18 protein-coding genes and 1 other annotated feature are annotated in these 21,967 nt (G+C 40.4%); of the genes, 9 read left to right on the top strand and 9 right to left on the bottom strand.

Annotated elements, in window-relative coordinates; translation table 11 throughout:
• Positions 1-58: 58 nt before the first annotated feature.
• The 4 genes from ACTJKA_RS01935 to ACTJKA_RS01920 are packed head-to-tail and all read right to left on the bottom strand — an operon-like array spanning position 59 to position 2,085.
• Positions 59-445, bottom strand: a complete 387-nt coding sequence (locus tag ACTJKA_RS01935) for a phage holin family protein (RefSeq protein ID WP_007500042.1) — start codon at positions 443-445, stop codon at positions 59-61.
• Entirely contained in the window at positions 446-640 is a 195-nt protein-coding gene (locus ACTJKA_RS01930; protein ID WP_008348183.1) for a PspC domain-containing protein, read from the bottom strand.
• Positions 641-646: 6 nt separating this feature from the next.
• Positions 647-1,738 carry a DUF4097 family beta strand repeat-containing protein gene (locus ACTJKA_RS01925; protein ID WP_076821163.1) on the bottom strand — a complete coding sequence of 364 codons (1,092 nt, stop codon included), beginning with the start codon at positions 1,736-1,738 and terminating at the stop codon, positions 647-649.
• An 11-nt stretch (positions 1,739-1,749) separates the two neighbouring features.
• Complete coding sequence (locus ACTJKA_RS01920; protein ID WP_008348186.1) at positions 1,750-2,085, bottom strand: hypothetical protein; 336 nt, start codon at positions 2,083-2,085, stop codon at positions 1,750-1,752.
• A gap of 197 nt (positions 2,086-2,282) precedes the next feature.
• Here ACTJKA_RS01920 and ACTJKA_RS01915 point away from each other — a divergent pair, with 197 nt between their 5' ends.
• Positions 2,283-2,513, top strand: a complete 231-nt coding sequence (locus tag ACTJKA_RS01915) for a hypothetical protein (RefSeq protein WP_008348188.1) — start codon at positions 2,283-2,285, stop codon at positions 2,511-2,513.
• A 32-nt stretch (positions 2,514-2,545) separates the two neighbouring features.
• Here the strand turns inward: ACTJKA_RS01915 and uvrA are convergent, their stop codons facing one another.
• From uvrA to ACTJKA_RS01900, 3 genes are all read right to left on the bottom strand, one after another.
• On the bottom strand, positions 2,546-5,422 hold the full coding sequence (gene uvrA, locus ACTJKA_RS01910; RefSeq protein WP_017357887.1) for an excinuclease ABC subunit UvrA: 2,877 nt from the start codon (positions 5,420-5,422) through the stop codon (positions 2,546-2,548).
• 7 nt (positions 5,423-5,429) lie between these two features.
• Positions 5,430-7,415: an excinuclease ABC subunit UvrB gene (gene uvrB, locus ACTJKA_RS01905; RefSeq protein WP_113746940.1), complete on the bottom strand. Its 1,986-nt coding sequence runs from the start codon at positions 7,413-7,415 to the stop codon at positions 5,430-5,432.
• A gap of 290 nt (positions 7,416-7,705) precedes the next feature.
• Positions 7,706-7,951, bottom strand: a complete 246-nt coding sequence (locus tag ACTJKA_RS01900; RefSeq protein ID WP_008348197.1) for a CsbA family protein — start codon at positions 7,949-7,951, stop codon at positions 7,706-7,708.
• Between the two features lie 284 nt (positions 7,952-8,235).
• Here ACTJKA_RS01900 and ACTJKA_RS01895 point away from each other — a divergent pair, with 284 nt between their 5' ends.
• The 8 genes from ACTJKA_RS01895 to ACTJKA_RS01860 all read left to right on the top strand — a co-directional run bounded on the left by ACTJKA_RS01895 (position 8,236) and on the right by ACTJKA_RS01860 (position 19,447).
• Positions 8,236-10,761 (top strand): PEP/pyruvate-binding domain-containing protein, encoded by a 2,526-nt coding sequence (locus ACTJKA_RS01895; RefSeq protein ID WP_265153777.1) that lies wholly within the window; start codon positions 8,236-8,238, stop codon positions 10,759-10,761.
• A 90-nt stretch (positions 10,762-10,851) separates the two neighbouring features.
• On the top strand, positions 10,852-11,424 hold the full coding sequence (locus ACTJKA_RS01890) for a TetR/AcrR family transcriptional regulator (RefSeq protein ID WP_008348201.1): 573 nt from the start codon (positions 10,852-10,854) through the stop codon (positions 11,422-11,424).
• A gap of 40 nt (positions 11,425-11,464) precedes the next feature.
• Positions 11,465-12,799 carry an MFS transporter gene (locus ACTJKA_RS01885; RefSeq protein ID WP_017357883.1) on the top strand — a complete coding sequence of 445 codons (1,335 nt, stop codon included), beginning with the start codon at positions 11,465-11,467 and terminating at the stop codon, positions 12,797-12,799.
• 268 nt (positions 12,800-13,067) lie between these two features.
• Complete coding sequence (locus ACTJKA_RS01880; RefSeq protein WP_045033991.1) at positions 13,068-14,051, top strand: YncE family protein; 984 nt, start codon at positions 13,068-13,070, stop codon at positions 14,049-14,051.
• Entirely contained in the window at positions 14,048-14,734 is a 687-nt protein-coding gene (locus tag ACTJKA_RS01875) for a response regulator transcription factor (protein ID WP_025208049.1), read from the top strand. The genes ACTJKA_RS01880 and ACTJKA_RS01875 overlap by 4 nt, the downstream gene beginning before the upstream one ends.
• Positions 14,731-16,149, top strand: a complete 1,419-nt coding sequence (locus ACTJKA_RS01870; RefSeq protein WP_108611019.1) for a HAMP domain-containing sensor histidine kinase — start codon at positions 14,731-14,733, stop codon at positions 16,147-16,149. Before ACTJKA_RS01875 ends, ACTJKA_RS01870 begins: the two co-directional genes overlap by 4 nt.
• Positions 16,150-16,299: 150 nt before the next feature.
• A complete protein-coding gene (locus tag ACTJKA_RS01865; protein ID WP_268359070.1) occupies positions 16,300-18,423 on the top strand; it encodes an ArnT family glycosyltransferase in 2,124 nt (707 codons plus the stop codon).
• Between the two features lie 31 nt (positions 18,424-18,454).
• Positions 18,455-19,447 (top strand): glycosyltransferase family 2 protein, encoded by a 993-nt coding sequence (locus ACTJKA_RS01860; protein WP_017368127.1) that lies wholly within the window; start codon positions 18,455-18,457, stop codon positions 19,445-19,447.
• A 48-nt stretch (positions 19,448-19,495) separates the two neighbouring features.
• Here the strand turns inward: ACTJKA_RS01860 and ACTJKA_RS01855 are convergent, their stop codons facing one another.
• The gene (locus ACTJKA_RS01855; RefSeq protein WP_322536050.1) at positions 19,496-20,845 is read right to left on the bottom strand and encodes an amino acid permease; all 1,350 of its coding nucleotides are present in this window, start codon (positions 20,843-20,845) and stop codon (positions 19,496-19,498) included.
• A gap of 75 nt (positions 20,846-20,920) precedes the next feature.
• Positions 20,921-21,145, bottom strand: a binding site (T-box leader).
• A gap of 91 nt (positions 21,146-21,236) precedes the next feature.
• Positions 21,237-21,911, bottom strand: a complete 675-nt coding sequence (locus ACTJKA_RS01850) for an NAD(P)H-dependent oxidoreductase (protein WP_025208053.1) — start codon at positions 21,909-21,911, stop codon at positions 21,237-21,239.
• Positions 21,912-21,967 lie beyond the last annotated feature (56 nt).

Genomic DNA, 21,967 nt, shown 5'->3' with positions numbered 1-21,967 from the left:
AGACGGTTTTTATGACAGATGGAACGGGGAAACGATATAAATTCACACAAAAAAACCGTTAGCTTTTTTTCGCTAACGGTTCCACGATTCCTTTTTGTATGAGCAGATGGAAAATGGATAAAATGACAGCCATCCAAATGGCCGTTCCAAACCCATCAATGTTAAAACTATCTCCCATAAAGCTTGAGGTCATCATCAGTGTGATGGCATTAATGACAAAGAGGAACAATCCTAGTGAAAGTACTGTCACTGGCAGCGTTAAAATGATCAAAAACGGCTTCACTAAAATATTGAGCAAGGACAAAATAATACTTGCTACAATCGCAGCGCCAAAACCTTCAATATACACACTACCAAGGCCTGGCAGAATGCCTGAATCAAAATATCCAGCAATGACGATTAAAAGTAATGCATTGACGAAAATACTAACGATCCATCTAAGCATTTAGTTAGTGCCTTCTTCCGGAACAACAAAATACCAGATGAAGTAGATCAAGAATATCGGCATAAATGCTGTCATAAATCCGATGATCACCGTTAAAATACGAAGCAGGGATGCATCGACACTTAAGTATTCAGCAAGTCCACCAACAACACCCGCTATTTTTTTATCTGTCGCTGAACGATAAAGCTTCTTCATGTAGAATCACTCCTTGTCTGATTGGTGCTTTACTTGGATTGAGCCTGTTTTTGTTTCTGCAAAAATGGATATATTGTGCTCCGCCTGTTGATTGGCTTTGATCATTTTCTCTTTTTGCAATGTTTCATTTTTCTCTTTAATCATATTTGCATCAAGCAGTTCATGAGAGATCGATCCGAGATTGCTTTTCAGCTCCGCAGTCACTGCACAAGCACGCGGAATCTGAACGTCCACACTGCCTGTTGTCGTTTTTGCATAGATCGAACGGCATTTCTCATCTGACAGCTGAACAGCAATGTTCCCATTGAAGCTCTGTGCATCAATTGATTCACTTTTCCCGCGCAGGTCAATGAGCCCATTAATGGTTTCTACTTCAATCATACCACACTCGTGATCAGCCAGTTTGATTTGTCCATTTGCTGTTTCAATTCCGACTTTTTCTGCTTGTAAAGAGGCAAAAGAGACGACGCCATTTGTTGTTTTTGCAGCCAGTTCTTTTGTCTTTAGCTTTTCCCCGCGAATCGGTCCATTAAACAGTTTGACTTTGATCTTATCGTATTGGATACGTGGTACATACAGAGTGACATTGACCTTCATGGTCTTCTTTTCAGTTCGGATAAAAAATTTGTCCCCTTCAAGTCCGCAATCCAGATGTTGAAGAAATTGATGTCTTGCCTGCTCTCCATCCTCTGCACGGTAAATTTTCGCATGACATTCTGCTCGAACATCCCCATCATCCCAAGGCATCAAATTGAGACTGCCGTTTGCCAATTGAATATCTAAATGGGACAGTGCCGCGTCTTTGAATTGAAAAATGTGTTCAACGTCAACGGACTGTCCAAAGTTCAAATCAAGATCGACATCTTTGACCTTTTTCACTGCCGAATCTAACCATCCAAACAGCTTTGCACCGAGGTTTTCAGTACCAGTTCCTTTATTCTCTGTTCCAGCTTTTTCTTCATGAAAGGTATGATCAGCCGTTGATTTTTCTAGTGAAATGGACTGATTTTCTTCTAGTTTTTCAAGCAGCGTAATCGCTTCTTTTGCAGATAATGTCCCGTCTTCTACTAATTTTAAAATTCGTTCTTTTTCATTCATACAAAGCCCTCCTACGATTTGATAGATTGAAGCACTTTAATACCTTGAATGATATTCCAAATGACAGAGATCAAAAAGCCAATGGCGACTAAAAAGGACAAGATAAGTACAGTGAACACTGGAACGAGTGAGTCGCTTGCCTGTGTCGTCAATAAAAAGGGGATAGCTCCAAAAACCAGCAGCACACACGCTGCGACTGGCAAAACATGTGACCACAATGCACGCAGCGAATGCCGTTTCGTTTCCTTTTGATCCACTACAAAATATGCCACGATCGGTACAATAAACGGCATGAAAAATACACTAAAATAACAAATAGATGCAATGATCGACTGATCTCTGTTCATATATATTCGCTCCTTCATGATGAAAATTCCTTTCTAACTCATACGTTTATGGCGTATAAAAAGTTTCAAACTCATTCGATTTACATATGACCTTAGACACAAATTATTTCTTTTTGCACCTAAGTGTAGATTCTTCATGGATTACCCTTTAAAATATGTTGAAAAGATGGTGATTATCATTATAGGGGGTAATTATTTTGACAGATCATCATAATGCTAACCACACGGCACAAACGCTTTTAGACCTTATACAGAAACAGAAAAGCATGAACAGCGATATGATCAAGGAGCTAGAGGCCATTCATCCGTCTCATCCGAAGTATGGTGATATCCGTTATTTAAAAGTACTGCTCGATAGTAGCAGCACTCATATTTTAAAGGATTTAACGCACCTCAGTAACTTAATGCCAAAGGAAGATGTGCAATAAAAGGAAAACCCCTCTTTCGGAGGGGTTTTTCTTTATGAGGATGTCACACTTTCTGTTTCTTTGACTAACTGTTTCATTCGCTCACGATCACGCTCTAAAATCGGTTTTAAGTATCGACCGGTGTAAGAAGCTTCTTCTTTAGCAATGTGTTCAGGTGTTCCTGAAGCAATAATCGTTCCTCCACCAGCACCGCCTTCTGGTCCTAGATCAACAAGGTAATCGGCTGCCTTAATAATATCAAGGTTGTGCTCAATGACCAATACCGTATCCCCGTTTTCGACCAAGCGCTGGAGCACTTTTAACAACCTAGCAATATCATCCACATGAAGACCCGTTGTCGGTTCGTCTAAAATATACAAGGATCTTCCGTTTGAACGGCGGTGAAGCTCTGATGCCAATTTCACGCGCTGCGCCTCTCCACCAGACAATGTCGTGGCAGGCTGCCCAAGTGTAATGTATCCTAATCCAACATCAAAGATCGTTTGCAGCTTCCGCTTAATTTTCGGGATATTCTCGAAAAATTGAAGTGCGTCCTCTACCGTCATTTCAAGCACATCGGAAATATTTTTCCCTTTATACGTGACCTCTAACGTCTCGCGGTTATAACGTTTCCCGTGACACACTTCACAAGGCACATATACATCAGGTAAAAAGTGCATTTCAATTTTAATAATGCCATCTCCACGACATGCTTCGCAGCGTCCACCTTTCACGTTAAAGCTGAATCGCCCTTTTTTATAGCCTCGTACCTTCGCTTCATTGGTTTGCGCAAAGACATCCCGCACGTCATCAAATACACCTGTATACGTAGCAGGATTGGATCTTGGTGTACGGCCAATTGGAGATTGATCAATATCAATGACTTTGTCTAAGTGATCCATTCCTTTGATTTCTTTGTGCTGTCCTGGCTTCGCTTTTGCTCTGTGCAGTTTTTGGGCAAGGGATTTCAATAAAATTTCATTCACAAGTGTACTTTTCCCTGATCCTGACACACCCGTCACAGCGGTAAAGACACCTAAAGGAAACTTCGCATTCACGTTTTTAAGATTGTTTTCTTTTGCCCCTTTAATTTCAATGAATCGGCCGTCAGGCTTTCTTCTCTCAATCGGAAGCGGGATGAATTTCTCACCAGATAAATATTGTCCAGTCAACGATTTTGGGTCTTTCATGACTTCTTCTGGCGTTCCAGCTGAAATCACTTCTCCTCCATGAACCCCTGCACCTGGTCCAATATCAATGAGATAATCAGCGGCAAGCATCGTATCTTCATCATGTTCTACGACAATCAGTGTATTTCCGATATCACGCATGTTTTTCAATGTCCCAATCAACCGGTCATTATCCCGTTGGTGCAGACCAATCGATGGTTCATCTAAAATATAAAGAACGCCTGTCAGTCTTGATCCGATTTGTGTCGCCAAACGAATCCGCTGCGCCTCCCCACCTGATAATGTGCCAGCAGACCGGCTTAATGTCAAATAATCTAATCCGACATTATTTAAGAAGGATAAGCGCTCTTTGATTTCACGTAAAATGAGCTGGGCAATCTGCAAATCTTTCTCAGACAACTCAATTTTCTCATAGAAATCAAGGGCATCAGATACAGACAAATCGGTCATTTCTCCGATATGTTTGCCATTGATGAGAACCGCAAGTGTTTCTTTTTTCAGGCGATATCCTTTACAGGTCGGACATGGCTGATTGGCCATATATTTTTCCATCTGCTCCCGAATATAATCGGAGCTCGTTTCCTTGTAGCGCCGTTCAATGTTACGAAGCACACCTTCAAACTCGATTTCATTTTCACGGACCTGGCCAAAATCATTTTCATATTTAAAATAAATCAGCTCAGAGCCGCTGCCATATAAAATTTTATCAAATAAATGCGCCGGAATATCTTTTACTGGAATATCCATGTCAATTCCATAGTGTGTACATACCGCCTCAAGAAGCTGCGGGTAATATTGTGAGCTTTGAGGCTCCCATGGGGCAATGGCATGCTGACGTAAAGTCAAATCCTTATTCGGAATCACAAGCTCTGGATCTACTTCTAGTTTAGAACCAAGCCCATCACAGCTTGAGCAGGCACCGAAAGGGCTATTAAACGAGAACATTCTTGGCTCAAGTTCCCCAATAGAGAATCCGCAGTGTGGACAAGCATGATGCTCACTAAACAACAGCTCCTCTTGTCCAATCACATCAATCATCACGCGGCCTTCCCCAAGTCGAAGTGCCGTTTCAAGAGAATCAGACAACCGTGCAGCCACGCCTTCTTTCACGACAATTCGATCAATCACCACTTCAATGGAATGCTTTTTATTCTTTTCAAGCTCAATCTCTTCTGACAGGTCCTCCATCTCGCCATCAACTCTGACTCGAACGTAGCCCTGCTTCCGAATTTGATCAAGTACTTTCACGTGTGTTCCCTTACGTCCAGATACGATCGGAGCAAGCACTTGCAGTTTCGTTCGTTCTGGATACTCTAAAATACGGTCTGTCATTTGCTCAATCGTCTGTGATGTAATTTCGATCCCATGAATAGGACAAATCGGTTTTCCGACTCGAGCATATAATAGACGCAAGTAATCATAAATTTCTGTAACAGTCCCAACGGTTGATCGAGGGTTCCTGCTTGTCGTTTTCTGGTCAATACTAATCGCTGGAGAAAGCCCTTCAATCGCATCTACATCTGGTTTGTCCATTTGACCGAGAAATTGACGTGCATAGGCTGACAGTGATTCAACATACCTGCGCTGACCTTCTGCATAAATGGTATCGAAGGCAAGCGACGATTTTCCCGAACCAGATAAACCCGTAATGACCACTAGCTGATCGCGCGGGATATTGACATCAATATTTTTAAGGTTGTGGGCTCTTGCCCCTTTCACCTCTATTCGTTCCATAGCCATCTGGCATTCATCCTTCCGCTTTTAGCTCTAGCAATAGATCTCTTAATTCTGCTGCTTTTTCAAAATCAAGCGCTTTTGCTGCATCTTTCATTTCCATCTCGATGTTTTCGATCACTTTTTCTCGTTCTTTTTTGCTCATTTTTGACAACTTTGGTGCTGCTTTTGTTTCGTATTCTTCTGAATCCTCATGTACTTTTGTTGCCTTGATCACATCTCGAATCTTCTTATGGATCGTTTGCGGAGTGATACCAAATTTCTCATTATACGCTTCTTGCTGCTCACGTCTCCGCTTTGTTTCTTGTATGGCAATGTCCATTGATTTCGTCATATTGTCTGCATACATAATAACCCGGCCTTCTGCATTTCTTGCAGCACGGCCAATCGTCTGGATGAGGGATCTTTCTGAACGTAAAAAGCCTTCTTTATCCGCATCTAAAATCGCCACGAGCGACACCTCTGGAATATCCAAACCTTCTCGAAGAAGGTTGATCCCAACAAGCACATCATATTTTCCGAGACGTAAATCACGAATAATCTCAATCCGCTCTAGTGTCTTAATTTCTGAGTGCAGATAATTGACCTTGATTCCGATTTCTTTCAGATAATCTGTCAGATCCTCAGACATTTTCTTCGTTAAAGTCGTCACAAGCACACGCTCATTTTTCTCAACTCTTGCATGAATTTCCCCAATTAAGTCATCGATTTGTCCTTCAATCGGACGAACTTCAATGATTGGATCAAGCAAACCGGTTGGACGAATAATTTGTTCCACGACCTCTGGCGTTTTATCAAGCTCGTATGGGCCCGGTGTTGCGGATACATGCACAATATGGTTAATGTGCTTTTCAAACTCATCAAATGTGAGTGGTCTATTATCAAGTGCTGACGGCAGACGGAATCCGTGATCAACAAGCACTTGTTTTCTTGCCTGGTCCCCATTGTACATGGCGCGAATTTGCGGGATGGTCACGTGTGACTCATCGACAACAATCATAAAATCATCCGGAAAATAATCAAGCAATGTGTAAGGTGTAGAACCAGGCGGACGTAAGGTGAGATGTCTTGAGTAGTTCTCAATCCCTGAACAAAAGCCCATCTCTCTCATCATCTCTAGGTCATACCTTGTCCGCTGCTCAAGACGCTGTGCTTCAAGCAATTTTCCGTTTTCACGAAGCTTTTCCAACTGTTCCTCAAGCTCTTTTTCAATATTAATAATCGCTTTTTCCATCTTTTCTTCTCTTGTGACGAAGTGAGATGCTGGGAAAATAGCAACGTGGTCACGATCACCGAGAATTTCTCCAGTGAGAGCATCTACTTCACGAATACGTTCAATTTCATCACCGAAAAACTCCACTCTGATACAATGCTCATCTCGTGAAGCAGGAAAAATTTCAACGACGTCTCCTCGAACTCTGAAGGTTCCGCGCTGAAAATCTATATCATTACGAGAATACTGAATATCCACCAGCTTACGAAGAAGCTGATTGCGTTCAATTTCCATTTCAGTTCGTAAAGACAGCACAAGCTCTCTGTATTCTTCAGGAGAACCTAAGCCATAAATACAGGACACACTGGCAATGATGATGACATCTCTCCGCTCAAATAATGAGGATGTGGCGGAGTGCCTTAGCTTATCGATCTCATCATTAATGCTGGCATCCTTTTCAATAAATGTATCAGTTTGAGGCACATACGCCTCAGGCTGGTAATAATCATAATAACTCACAAAATATTCAACAGCATTATTTGGAAAAAATTCCTTGAACTCGCTGTATAATTGTCCGGCAAGTGTCTTGTTATGCGCAATGACAAGTGTTGGTTTGTTCACTTCTTTGATCAGGTTGGATACAGTAAAGGTCTTTCCCGTACCTGTAGCACCTAACAGCGTTTGATGCTGTTTCCCCTGATGGATGCCCTCCACAAGCTTTTCAATGGCTTTTGGCTGATCTCCTTGGGGCTGATAGTTAGAAACTAATTCAAAGCGGTCACTCACATCAAAGCCTCCGTTTCGTTACGAAATCTATCTAATGAATATATTATCATAAAAGAACACAAAAATACGAACTAAAGTTCGTGTCTGACTTGATTTTTATTTCCAATACAACCATACCCTCTCTGCCGTGGCTCATAACCCTCTAAAGAAACCTTCCTTTCAGTATGGAACATTTTGGAGCGAGATATTCGATCAGCAGAAAAACCACAAAAAAGAAAGCTGCACTCACTAGAATCGTAAGCACAGCTCCTGCAATCAAAAACATTTTCTTTTCATCAAGAGGGATCACATCAATGATGTTTTTCAGCCTTCTCTCTTTTTTCGACTTCTTTCTTGGCCATAAACAATGCCCCGGCCACTAAAGAAATAATATCTAATCCTACGATAAAGTAGGTTTCTGTATAGCCTTTCATATACGAAGCAAATAAAAGCGCTGCTGTTAATGCAATGCCAACGTAATGATTATAAGTAACCTTTGAAAATAAAATAACGAGCAAGAAAGGAAAAACAAGTGCAAATATGGCTTTTGTAATCACAAAAACCCTCCCTCTACATGGTCTACTCCCTTGATTATAGTAAAGATTGGCATAATGAACAATTCACAGTTTTCAATTTCAGCTTTTTTCTTCTCGGTTGAAGACTTTTGATATAGATGAGGAGGAAAATTAGTGAAAACGTCCCCTTTCTAAAGATAGGTCTTTACGTCTTTGACAGTTACATCCAATAAATTCTATGATGAAAATGATAGTGCGCACTATCATTTTAAAAAACAAAAAGAGACAAATGAAACCATTGGCTATTTGGATAAGGGGGCATTCCCATGTATTCAGTATTATTTCATGCGGCTGAAGAATCCGCATCACTCGCAGGGGCAAAAGGCGTGAATTTAATTAAATTAAACAATCACGGACTGCCAGTTCCAGATGGATTTATTATTAAAACGAACAGCTTTGCAAGCTTTCTTTCATATCACAATTTCCATCCAACTGATCAAAATCTTGCCCGAAAAATCACAGAAGCTTCGTTTCCTTCACAAATGGAGACAGAATTACTTTCATCCTTTCAATCATTGTTGAAAACATATCCATCCGTTGCAGTGCGATCCTCTTCTGTTGCGGAAGATCTCGAAGGCGCCTCCTTTGCAGGTCAATACGAGACCTATTTAAATATCAAAACAAATGAAGAATTCTTGCAAGCCGTCAAAGAATGTTGGTCGTCTTACTTCGCAGCAAGAGTCACAGAATATAAGGAAGAAATGATTGAGAACGAGGAAGAGATGCCGCTCATGGCTGTTGTTGTACAAGGATTGATCCATTCTGACATCTCTGGTGTCATCTTTAGTGAGAATCCTGTATCAGGAAAAACAAACGAAGTCATGATGACTGCAAGCTATGGACTAGGAGAAGCCATCGTCTCCGGCCTTGTGACGCCAGATACATTTATTGTAAACAAAGAAACGTACTCTATTGAAAAATCACTAGGAACAAAAGAAATGCAAATTGTCCCCTGTCAAGAGGGCGTCATTGAACAACCCGTAGGTGAGGAGATGGCTGGCCAATTTTGTCTTCGAGATGATCAATTGATCCAAATCACGAAAATGACAAAACAAGTAGAAGAACTTTATGGACATGGAGTAGATATCGAATTCGGCATGTCAGATGGTACTTTTTATTTACTTCAAGCAAGACCGATTACTGCTTCTTTTTCCAATACAGCAAATGGCTCCTCAGGTGCAGCCTTTCAAATGAAACCTGAAGAGCTGCAAGACTTCTGGATCTCAATGGACGATCATATGCCTGGACCCACAAGTCCTCTTTTTTCAAGTTTGATCATACCTGCTTTAAAAAACGGGATGAAGAAAAACGGAGAGAAGTATCAAGTACCAGACCTTAATATTAAAGATATCAAGCTTTATAGAGGTCATTTGTATTCTTCACCGTCTATGCCAGAAGCGTCAGAGGAACCAGTTTTTGACGAGAGCCTATTCGAAATGTTTCCTCGTTTAAGCGAAAGAATGTATCGCATTTTAAAGCAAAACTTGTTCCCATTATACGAAAAACTTGATCAGCAAATCACTCAACCGCTAACAATTGAGGAAGCCATTAATGGCTTTCAAGAATTAAAGGAGATTTATCTAAGAGCGTATGACGACCATTTTGATATTGTCATACCTCAAGTCATTCTATCAGCGATCATTGAAGACATGCTTGTCACATATACTGGGGATCAAACACAAGTCGTTCTGCTGCATGAAATGATGATAGGTGTGATGAACAAGTCTCTTGAAACAGATCAAAAGCTATCTCACTTGGCAAAAGACGTTCTTCAAGATTCCGAGCTTCTTCAGGCATTTAAACATCATTCAACGAATGCTGAACTATTATTTGCCCTCAATCACACAGATAAAGGAAAAAACTTCATTTCCGACGTAGAAGCTTTTCTCCAAGTCTATGGTTGGCGGTCTGTTAAAAGCCATGATTTTACAGAGGAAACATGGGTGGAAAATCCTGAATTTGTCTTGGACATCATTAGAAACAACATTCGGTATCAATCTGATTTTGATGAAGAATTTGCACAAGCCGTGATCAAAAGGCAAGAAACGTATGAAGAGTTTATCAGTCAAGTGACAGATGAAGCGTTTAAAACAAAATTTGAGGAACTTTATCATTTTGCACTCCATGCAGCCAATATTCGAGATGATCATCACTTTTACATTGATGCCATGTTAGATGCAAAAGCGAGACTCTATCTCTTAAAAATTGGTGAACTTCTTGTTCAAAAAGGAGCGATCCCTCATCAAGAAGACCTTTGGTATCTTTACGATGATGAAGTACTCAATGCGCTCACAACTTCGACCACATACGATTCGATCATTCAGCAAAGAAAAATTGAAATGAAGGAAAATGAATCCATCCAACCACCAGCTTATACAGGAACGCCTTCTGAAGCTGAATTGCAGCAAGTAGAAAGAATGCTTGGTTCGCTAAGGGAAAATGAAAACAACACAGACGATGCAATCTATGGAATTGGTGCATCTAGCGGCATTACTTCCGGAAGAGTCAGAGTCATTACATCTGCTGATGAATTTTCACAATTTGAAAAAGATGACATTTTAGTTTGTAAAACAACGACACCTTTATGGACCAGCTTATTTAGAGACGCAAAAGCAGTCATCACCGATTCTGGCGGCATTTTGTCCCATTCCGCTATTATCGCTAGAGAATATATGATACCTGCTGTCTTAGGTACACGAATCGCAACTGAAAAACTAAAATCTGGTGACCTCGTGACAGTAGATGGAGCCAATGGGCGTATCCAGTTATTAAATCAGCATTCACGGGCATAGTCGTCACCGTTTGGATCATATTGGCGGTCACAGATTTTATCGGTATACTTACTTTGTTGCAAACACATTCATAACCTGAGGTGAGTATGCTTGTTAAAATCAACAAATCAGCGGATCATTCGCGCAACAATGGAATTATTGTCTGAAAAGGGCTATCAAAAAACAACGACAAAAGAAATTGCGACAAAAGCGAATGTAAGTGAAGCGACAATTTTTCGTAACTTTAAAAACAAACGCGGCGTGATTGCTGCCATTATGAAAATGAAATCAACACCGACCAAAACCCTTGAAGCTGAATTTAAAGACGATTTATACACCGATTTAAAATTTCTCGGTAGCTATTTCCTTGAAGATTTGACTTCAAAAAAAGAATTTATCTATATCAGCATGAGAGAACCCGCTATGTTTAAAGATTTAACAGACCATGAAAAAATTTATCCTCAAGAATTGAGAGATATGCTGATTCATTATTTCAAAAAAATGAGTGCTCAGCATCGTGTATTAGAAGGAAAAGAAGACATCTATGCAGATATATTTATTAGCACGTATTTTGGCTTTTTCATTCAACAGCTAGAGCAAGACATTCAGCTTGTTTTAACACAAAAAGAAGACTTTATTGAGACATGCACACACATTTTCATGAGAGGAATTTCCCCCACTTAATTGGGTGAAATTCTTCTTTTTTACAAAGGTGGTAAACACATTGAATCTTAAAAAAGAGAACTTGATCATTTATTCTTTGCTTCTTGGAGCTATTTTAGTTCCAGTCAATTCAACCATGATCGCAGTCGCTCTATCATCCATATCAACTTATTACGATCAATCCATATCAAACATTACTTGGGTGGTCACGATTTATCTAATTGTCATGGCAGTCACTCAACCTATTGCGGGTAAGCTGGGAGATATATACGGCCACCGCAGCATGTATTTAGCTGGTGTGATACTCTTTTTGATTGGCTCCATTGGATGTGCTTTCGCACCTAATCTTGCTTTTCTTATTAGCTTCCGATCAATTCAAGCGGCAGGCGGAGCTATATTAACACCGAACAGCATTGCTTTAATTCGAGCAACAGTATCACATGAAAAGCTTTCTAAAACTATGGGTTTTTTCGGTTTTGGAGCGGGAATTGGTGCCGCACTTGGACCTTTTATCGGCTCTATTCTCATTCAGAGCTTTGACTGGCATTCCATTTTCCTAGTGAATATACCATTTTTAATTCTCACACTTGTGACAGGCGTTTTTATGATTCCGAAGATGAAACATACGCGTTTACAAGCCAATGTAGATATCATCGGTTCGTTATACTTAACAATCGGGATCGCCACACTCATTTTGTTTACTAAAAGCCAATTATTAAACGAATACATGATCTATGGCGTTCTAGCGGTCATTTCCATTCCTTTATTTTTCAAACACGTACGGAAAGTTACAAATCCCATCATTGATTTGACATTATTTAAAAACAGTACCTTTACGAACGCTAACCTTTCTATCATGCTTAGTAATTTTGTGATGTACGCGATTCTTCTCATTATGCCGCTGTTTATGGAGCAAAAACTCGCGCTTTCTCATACACAAAGCGGGATTTTCCTTTCGATCTTTTCACTCTGTATGTCTATTAGTGGATTACTCGGGGCAAAGCTCCATCCAATAAAAGGCGCCAAAAAAATGATTCGATTTTCATTTCTCTGTCTTACTTTATCAGGTGTTATGCTGATCACACTAAGCAGCTACCCAAATTTACCACTCCTTATCATCACATTAGTCGCTGGGGGGATCTCATCAGGTATTGGCATGACTAGCATGCAGATGGCTTCTTTAACATCTGTTGATCAGAGTTTATCCGGCTCTGCATCTGGGATTTTTTCTACCTTTAGATATTTCGGAAGTATCATTTCATCTACTTTAATTGGTATATTAAGTGGTTTTCAATCTTTATTTATCATATTAATGGGCGCAGGTATTCTTGGTTTCCTCCTCTCTCATCGTCTAAAAACGAAACCCACTTCTCATTCATCTGAACACTCTGCTTAACGACTCCCTTCGCTCTATTTAGGGCGGGGGAGCTATGATTATTTGTTACTGTAACCGATTATGGATACAATGATCAAACTGTGAAAATGATCTTTTACTCATGAAAAAATGTCATATAAATAGACGAAAAAGAAATTTCAGCTTTCATTTACCTCTACTTCCCCACCTAAAAACTTCTTTTCATATCTTCCAGCATTCATAACTTCGATTTTTTTTCACAATTTTTGTGTTATGCTTTTTGAAAATAGAGCACCAAAGGAGCAGAAGGATGAAACGAGTGAAATATTTTTTAATATGCTTGTCAGCTCTACTATTTTTCCTAGCAGGCTGCGGAAAAGACCAGCAATTTACGCCCCCTGGCAGCTCTCAATCAATTGCTGTCATTTCTCAACTAAAAAAAGCCTCCTTTTCAATCGTTGATTTACAAAAAAATAAAATTGTCTCTTCCGTTGATTTAAAACATCCTCTCACTGATCTTGTTCACATCAACAAAGACGTGATCATTGCATCAAGTAAGGAAGGACAATCTCTTATAGAAATCAATTTAAAAAAAGGAACAGCAGCGGACTATATGGATGTGAATAAAGGTCTGACTTCACTTGCGTATGATGCGGATACCAACACTTTACTTGTGACCGATTCAGAGAAAAATGTCGTTTATTTTATCGATACAGTGCACAAGAAAATAAAAGCAACTGTGAAGACCGGGACATTACCCTCTTCTATGGCGTTGTCTTCTTCTGGAACGTTGTTTGTTTTAAATGCAAAAAGTCATTCTGTTTCAGTCATTGATATTGAAAAGAAAAAAAAGATACGAACGATTTCCGTTCTAGAACGGCCATCTGGCATTCATTTTGATGGGCATTCCATTTGGGTTGGAGGACACGGTAAACCGGGCACATTAAATAAGAGCATTTTTGCTTACGACCCTAAAACAGGTAAGAAACAGCGAGAAATCAAACTAGGTGTTATGCCAGTCGCATTTTTTTCAGAAAAAAACTCTTCTACTTTATATGTATTATGTCATGGAGACCATACACTATATAAAGTAAATACCGAGAAAAACAAACTGCTTTCCTCTGTTGAGACCGGTCAAAATCCGAATTATATCACTGCTGATTCCTCATCTATATATGTCAGTAACTTAGATGACAATTCAGTATCCGTCATCGACAAACATACATTTATGTTGAAGAACCGACTGAACATCCCAGCAGGACCTTATGCTATCATGTTGGAGGAAAAGAAATGAAAGAACAGATGAATATTTTAATAGTAGATGATGAATTAGATATGCTTGAGTTAATCGGATCCTTTTTGCAGAGACAAGGCTTTCACGTGATAACTGCAAATAATGGCACGGGCGCCTTACATCAGCTTGAAAAAGAGGCCATTGACCTTGTTGTATTGGATATTATGATGCCAGATATGGATGGATTCGAAGTCTGCCAGCGCATTAGGCAAACCTCTCAAATCCCCATTTTATTTTTAACAGCTAGAAGTTATGAAGAGGATCGCATTAAGGGGCTGGAAATTGGAGCAGACGACTACATCATGAAGCCTTTTAGTCTACGTGAGCTTGCAGCTAGAATTGAAACGACATTAAGACGAATTAGAGGTCTTTCTTTAAAGCGCAGTCGAATCATGATTGGTGACTTGGAGATCGATCAAGATGGCAGACAAGTCTATCTCAAGCAAGAGCCCATCAATTTAACAAGAAGAGAATTTGATTTACTTATGTTTCTTCTGCTCAATCAAGGCCAAGTCTTTTCCCGTGAACAGCTCTATCAAAAATTGTGGGAATCACACTCACCTAGTGGCTCTTTAAGAACAGTCGATACACATATTAAAACACTAAGACTGAAATTAAAGGAAGCGGAACGGTATATTAAGACCGTTTGGGGTGTCGGCTATAAGTTTGAGGAGGACAAATGAAGCCATTATCTATTAAAAGGAAAGTGCTTTTCTTAATCCTTTCCGTTATAGGCATCGTTGCTGCCTCAGCTCTTGCCCTGACTTATTACTTATACCAGCACTTATATATAGATAAACAGATTGACTCTTTAAGTTTACAAGGAAAGAAACTGGCAGAAATCTATCACAAACACGGGAAAGACACATATTTTACTGACAGAATGAAGTGGGCAAATGACTCAAGTCAGGCAAGTGTTATTTTTACTGATGATCCTATGGAGCTTTCAAGCGGTATTCCTTTTGATACGAATACAAACGATAACCTCATTACGTTTAAAGAACGCCAAAAGCTTCTTCAGGGGGAAACAGTTGTGTTAATTAGAGAACACCCCCAGTTTCATCAAGATATTCTCGGGATTGCCATCCCTGTGTTCTCAAACAAAAATGATTTATCAGGAACCATTTTCCTCTCTATGCCTTTATCTGATGTGTATGAACCGTTTGTTCAAATTCGATTAACGCTTGGCATCTCTATTTTAATTATCTTGCTTTTGATTTTCTTCATTGGATATAAAAGTTCTAATAAAGTCGTAAGGACGATCAATCAAATGAAAGAAATTGCAATGGAAATGGAATCTGGTGATTTTTCAAAACGCATGGCTGTGACCAAAAAAGGGGATGAGTTAAATCAGCTGAGCCGTTCCTTTAATAAACTGTCCTCTACCTTAGAAAAAGTTGAACAGCATCGCAGAGAGTTCCTTGCTAATGTCTCCCACGAACTGAGAACGCCTTTAAGTTATATGAAAGGCTATGCTGAAGGAATTGAAGAAGGCATTATTGATCAAAAGAAAGGCATGCAGATTATTCAAGACGAATCCACACGATTAAGCCGGCTCGTACATGACCTTCTTGATCTCGCACAGTTAGAGGGGGAATCTTACCCACTAACGATGGAGCCGATCGTCTTTGCGCAGCTTATTCATGATGTTCTTGATCAAATGACATTCATTGCTAGTCAAAAGAGAATCTCGTTCAACCGCGAACTCGAAGAGGATTGTATTATTTATGGTGATAGCGATCGACTTGAGCAAGTCGTTCGTAATTTATTGGACAATGCCATCCATTACACGCCTTCAGGAAAATCGATTTCGATTGAATTATTCGTTCACCAACAAACTGCTGAATTGAGAATTACAGATGAAGGCAGCGGAATTCCAAAAGGAGATCTCCCTCATGTCTCTGAGCGTTTTTATCGAGTGAATAAAGCCCGCACAAGAAAAGATGGCGGCTCTGGTCTTGGACTAGCCATTGTTTATCAAATTATAAAAAAACATCGTGGCACGTTCGTTCTTCAATCTGAACAAGGCTTAGGTACGTCCGCTATTATACAATTACCAAGTGCAGAGACCACTGAAACTCCGCCTGTCTCCTCATAAAATAAGATGACATCTTTTAAACAAAACAGCTCTTTTCTAGAGCTGTTTTTATTCAACAGAAAAATAAAGAATTGGCCTTTTTTTATTAACAATTTATTCATATTTGCTTGTTACACTTTTTTCAAGTTAAGAAAAAGGAGTGACAAGCTTTTGATTAGACGCTTTCAGAAATTTGATCTTTATTTATTTTTCATATTGATTTTATCTGCCATTTTAAACATTTATAACATTTGGAACGACGATACGGTGAACGCTTATTATACAGCGGCGGTCACAAGTATGATGCAAAGCTGGCATAATTTCTTCTTTGCTTCGTTCGATCCCTCAGGTTATGTCACGGTGGATAAACCACCGCTCGCCTTCTGGCTGCAAACGATCAGTGCCAAAATTTTTGGCTTGCATGGCTGGAGTGTGATCTTACCCCAAGCTTTAGCTGGCATTGGATCTGTTTATTTAATCTACCGCCTAGTCAAACCTACATTTGGCCTGGCTGCTGCAAGAGTGTCAGCGCTCATTATGGCGTGTACACCAATCGCAGTTGCTGTATCTCGTACAAATAACATTGATAGCTTACTCGTCTTTATTCTTTTACTCGCAACAGCCATGATGTTCAAGGCTGTGAAACAGCAGAAAGTGCTTTGGGCGATTGCTTCTTTTGCAATGATCGGTGTCGGTTTTAATACAAAAATGCTGCAAGCGTATATGATTGTACCGGCTCTCGTCCTGTTTTACATCATCGCCTATCGAACGACATGGAAGAAAAAGTTGTTATCGCTGATGATTTCGATGATTGTTCTTTTAGGTGTATCTGCTTCATGGTCTATAGCGGTTGATCTCACTTCCAAAGACAATCGTCCTTATATGGGATCAAGTCAATCGAATTCAGCACTAGAATTAGCCTTTGGTTACAATGGTCTTCAGCGGTTGACTGGTCAACAGTCTGGCGGAGGAGGCGGCACAAATCAGGGCGAGGGACAGCCACCTTCACAGCAGGGTGATCAGCAAAATGACAATGATTCATCCACCATGCCTCAGCCGCCATCAAATGGAACTCAAAACAACTCAGACAATTCAAACCAATCATCCAGTCAGGAACAGCCTTCAATGCAAGGACCACCAAGCAATGCAAACGGCACAACACCACCTGATATGCCTTCAGGCGGTAATGGTGATGGACCGCCAAATGGCGGGGGCGGAAAAATGGGAAATGGTTCTGGCATGTTTGGAACAGGAACAAAAGGGCCATTACGTCTGTTCCAATCTGAACTGTCCGATCAAATCAGCTGGCTGCTTCCATTTGCGCTCTTCGGTGCGATTGGTATCTTCTTCTCGACAGCCTTTGAAAGAAGACGCCTCAATACAAAACAAAAAGAAACACTATTTTGGTTAGCTTGGCTTATACCTGTTGCTGCATTCTTCAGTATAGCTGGATTTTTCCATCACTATTATTTAATCATGCTGGCACCGCCAATTGCTGTATTAGCAGGAGCCGGATGGGTTTCTATGACTCAATTGTTCCAAACAGGAACTGGCTTTAAAAAATGGTTGCTTCCAATTGCGATATTCGTCACAACCGCATTTGAAATCTTTATCCTATCCACTTTTACAAGCACGATCGGACTTGGACTAAGCATCGCAGTCGGTATCATTGGTGTTGGAACGATCCTTTCTCTACTTTTGATAAAAGGGAAAGAAAAACTAAAACAATTCATGTCTCTCATTGCCATCCTTGGGATGCTGATCGCACCACTATACTGGGCAAGCACACCTCTTCTTTACGGAGGAAACAGTATGCTGCCAGAGGCTGGTCCTCAGCTTGCAACTTCAAGTGGCAGCATGAGTTCACAAGTCAATGAAAAGCTGATCAGCTATCTTGAGAAAAACAATACGGGAGAAGAATTCCTATTCGGGACAACAGATGCAACCACTGCTTCGCCTTACATTATTAAAACAGGAAAAGCTGTTATGGCATTAGGTGGATTTAGTGGATCTGATAACATTCTCACGCTTAATGAATTCAAACAGCTCGTTAAAGACGGCAAAATCAAATACTTCTATCTTTCTGGTATGAGAGGCGGTAGCTCTGACATTCTCACTTGGATTCAAAAAAATGGCAAAGAAGTATCTGCTTCTAAATGGCAGAACAGCTCTACATCCAAAACGAACCAGCAAACAGACAGCTCTGACAGCCAACAATCAAAACAAAATGATCAGTCAAATGGACGAATGGGTGGAATGGAGAGCGGTACTCTTTATGAACTATCCGTTGATTAATTCATCTATTAAAAGGGAGGAACGATGACTGATGGAAAAGAACATACAATACTCTGTTGTAGTCCCAGTGTATAATGAAGAACTTGTGATCCATGAATCGTATCAGCGCCTCAAGACCGTCATGGATTCGACGGGAGAAGCATATGAGCTTCTCTTCGTCAATGACGGCAGTATGGATCGAACAGCTGAACTGATTAAAGGGTACTGCCAGACTGATCCGCATGTGAGACTTATTGATTTTTCTCGTAACTTTGGGCATCAAATTGCCATTACAGCGGGAATGGATTATGCAAAGGGAGAAGCTGTCGTAGTGATTGATGCGGATTTACAAGATCCACCTGAATTGATTTTAGACATGATTGAAAAATGGAAGGAAGGCTATGAGGTCGTATACGCGGTCCGCACGCAACGAAAAGGCGAAACAGCTTTCAAAAAGTACACGGCTTCCCTTTTCTACCGAGTGCTACGTCAAATCACCGAAGTAGATATTCCTATTGACACCGGCGACTTTAGATTGATGGATCGTAAAGTGTGTCATGAAATGAGAAAAATACGCGAGAAAAACCCATTTGTCCGCGGATTAGTGAGCTGGGTTGGCTTCAAACAGGTTGCGGTAGAATATGTTCGGGATGAGCGGTTGGCAGGAGAAACAAAGTACCCTCTCAAAAAGATGCTCAAGCTCTCGATGGATGGGATCACATCTTTTTCTTACAAACCTTTAAAGCTAGCCAGCGTGGCAGGTATTACCCTTTCAGCTATTGGCTTCATTTCGATGTTTCTAGTTTTATATTTAAAGCTTTTTACAAACAGCACCATCACCGGCTGGAGTTCATTAATTGTCATTCAGCTATTCTTTAGCGGGATCACCCTCTTTATGTTAGGCATGATCGGAGAGTATATCGGCCGAATCTACGATGAAGCCAAGGACCGGCCGCTTTATATCGTCAGGGAGAGCTATGGCCTTCAGGCAAAGCCACATCCCGTTCAATCCCCTGTCCATTTCAAGCAATATAAACAGTATTAAAAAAAGCGTGCGAGACCCTTCAGAAGGTCCTGCACGCTTTTTAATAAATTAGACGGCTGTTTCAAACCGTTTTCTGTTAATAAAGAAAGAAAGTGTAATGATTAAATAAATGCCCATTGTGACCAGCGTTTGAACAATTGGTGTATTGAATACAACGCCGACAAAAATGGCCATGATCGCAATAACGGAAAACCACGTTGTGAAAGGATACAGCTTCACGCGATATCCGCCTGGCTGTGCGACGCTTCGAGATTTCAAATGACCGACGGCAATGATAAACCAGATGAATAGAACTGTGTAACTTAAAGAGCCCATTAAGTAATTAAATGTTTGACTTCCTACAAAAAGAGAAATCAATACAGCTGCATACAAGGTAGATGTACATACAAGGATGGCTCGAACAGGCACCTGCTGTTTTGACAGCTTGGAGAATCCTTTCCATACACGGCCATCCATTGCCTGTGTATAAAGCACCCGTGATGAAGCATACAAGCCAGAGTTCATAGAAGACAAAATCGCTAGTAAGATAATGCCGTTCATGATGTCACTGGCATACGGTACTCCGATCGTTGCAAACACTGTCACAAATGGACTTACTTGCTCATTGTTTACTTGATTCCAAGGGATTAAGCTGACAATGATAAAGAACGGCAGTACATAAAAACCGATGATGCGTACAAACGTACTTTGAATGGCCTTTGGGATGACTTTTTCAGGGTTTTTTGTTTCTGCTAAAGTAACCCCAATCATCTCCGTCCCACCATATGAATACACGACAACCAGCATTGCTGCAATTAATCCGCCAGTACCATTTGGGAAAAATCCACCGTGATCCGTTAAGTTAGACAATCCAGGTGCTGCATGCTGTCCGAATGAGACAAATAGCATGGTTAATCCAATGATAATAAATAAGATGATGACAGCAATTTTAATAGAAGCTAACCAATACTCTGTCTCAGCAAACATTTTGACTGAGCAAACATTAATGATTGTGACTACAAGTGAAATGATTAACACAAGCATCCAGATTGGCACTTGTGGGAACCAGTACTGAATAAAGATGGCCGACACAATCGCTTCTGCTGCAATGTTCAGCACCCACATCTTCCAATAGATCCAGTCTAAGAAATAGGCCGGATATTTTCCTAACACAGGTTCAATCAAGTCACGGAATGTTCTTGCTCCAGGTCGTGCAACGGTCATTTCGGCAAGTCCTTGCATAATAAATAATAAAATAAGACCACCAATCATGTATGCCAAAATGACAGCAGGACCCGCAATATCAATGGCAGAACTGCTTCCTTTAAACAGACCAGCACCGATGGCACCGCCAAGCGCAAGCATCATAATATGCCTTGATGTCATTGTTCGTTTTAACTGCACATGTTCCTTTTCCATTTTCTATAGCTCCTTTAAATTTGAATCTTCAGACAAATATGAGATAAAAGCATATAAAAAGGCCAGCCATCTCCTGGAAGAGACGACTGACCTTGCAACCGCGTTACCACTCTTATTGATTCAGCCATGGCTGAATCCAACTTAAAACCCGATAACGGAGGTCACACGTAAAGACTTACTATTCATTCAGTCTTACCGCTCTTTGAGCGAGTTCAATGATTCGTTTTACTGCGTTGCACCGACCCGCAGCTCTCTTAAAAAACGGATGTTCATTTACTATTCTCAAGTCAAAGCGTTTATAGTCAAATTTGTATATTCGTCAAAGATTTTATTTTTTAAATATACTGACTAACCACGCAATTGTCAACAGCCTTTTTCAGACAAACAGCGATTAACGAATCCAAACAGCTACTTCATCCATCGGGCGACGTGTTTTGCCGCGTTTTGGCTCAGTGACACGATAACCAAAGGCTGCCATGACAGAGATGTCGTATTGACCATCCTCCAGTAACCCTTCTTCTTCTAAGATACGATGGATGTGATCGTAGCTAAATCCTTCAACTGGGCATGAATCAATGCCGATCTGTGCCGCAGCTGTCATCATGTTACCTAAGGCAATATACGTTTGTTTTGAAGCCCAATCAAATAATGTACGGTCATTTTCTAGCAGATGAAGATCGTTCTCTTGGAATTCTCTGTAGCGCCCCTTGACCATTTCAAACGTTTCGTCTGTCATTCCTTTGATTTGCTTGTTGATGTATTCTGCATAATCTGAATCATAGCGGGCATCTGTTCTTGCCAAGATGATCACAAAATGGCTGGCAGTTGGAAGCTGCTTTTGCGCCCCCCATGTATACTCTTTTAATTTTTCTCTGAATGCTTCATTTTGAACAACGAGGAACTTCCAAGGCTCAAACCCTACAGAGCTTGGAGAAAGTCTTCCTGTTTCTAAAATAAATGCAAAATCATCCTCTGGAATCTTTTTCGCTGGGTCAAACTCTTTTGTCGCATGACGGAATTCATACGCCTCAATGATTTCTTTTTTTAACTGCTCTTTGTCTCGCATTTTATTCATCCTTTCTAATGAACAGGTGTGTTCTCACAATCCAATTTCTTTCCATT

Origin of the sequence: Bacillus sp. 22190 (genome assembly GCF_052045575.1) — a bacterium.
Taxonomy (GTDB): Bacteria; Bacillota; Bacilli; order Bacillales; family Bacillaceae; genus Bacillus; species Bacillus altitudinis.
This window is presented reverse-complemented; position numbering and strand designations above follow the sequence as displayed.

Coding starts and splice junctions, on each gene's coding strand:
- ACTJKA_RS01935 (WP_007500042.1), bottom strand. CDS start 445: ATGCTTAGATGGATCGTTAGTATTTTCGTCAATGCATTACTTTTAATC.
- ACTJKA_RS01930 (WP_008348183.1), bottom strand. CDS start 640: ATGAAGAAGCTTTATCGTTCAGCGACAGATAAAAAAATAGCGGGTGTT.
- ACTJKA_RS01925 (WP_076821163.1), bottom strand. CDS start 1,738: ATGAATGAAAAAGAACGAATTTTAAAATTAGTAGAAGACGGGACATTA.
- ACTJKA_RS01920 (WP_008348186.1), bottom strand. CDS start 2,085: ATGAACAGAGATCAGTCGATCATTGCATCTATTTGTTATTTTAGTGTA.
- uvrA (WP_017357887.1), bottom strand. CDS start 5,422: ATGGCTATGGAACGAATAGAGGTGAAAGGGGCAAGAGCCCACAACCTT.
- ACTJKA_RS01895 (WP_265153777.1), top strand. CDS start 8,236: ATGTATTCAGTATTATTTCATGCGGCTGAAGAATCCGCATCACTCGCA.
- ACTJKA_RS01880 (WP_045033991.1), top strand. CDS start 13,068: ATGAAACGAGTGAAATATTTTTTAATATGCTTGTCAGCTCTACTATTT.
- ACTJKA_RS01875 (WP_025208049.1), top strand. CDS start 14,048: ATGAAAGAACAGATGAATATTTTAATAGTAGATGATGAATTAGATATG.
- ACTJKA_RS01870 (WP_108611019.1), top strand. CDS start 14,731: ATGAAGCCATTATCTATTAAAAGGAAAGTGCTTTTCTTAATCCTTTCC.
- ACTJKA_RS01860 (WP_017368127.1), top strand. CDS start 18,455: ATGGAAAAGAACATACAATACTCTGTTGTAGTCCCAGTGTATAATGAA.
- ACTJKA_RS01855 (WP_322536050.1), bottom strand. CDS start 20,845: ATGGAAAAGGAACATGTGCAGTTAAAACGAACAATGACATCAAGGCAT.
- ACTJKA_RS01850 (WP_025208053.1), bottom strand. CDS start 21,911: ATGCGAGACAAAGAGCAGTTAAAAAAAGAAATCATTGAGGCGTATGAA.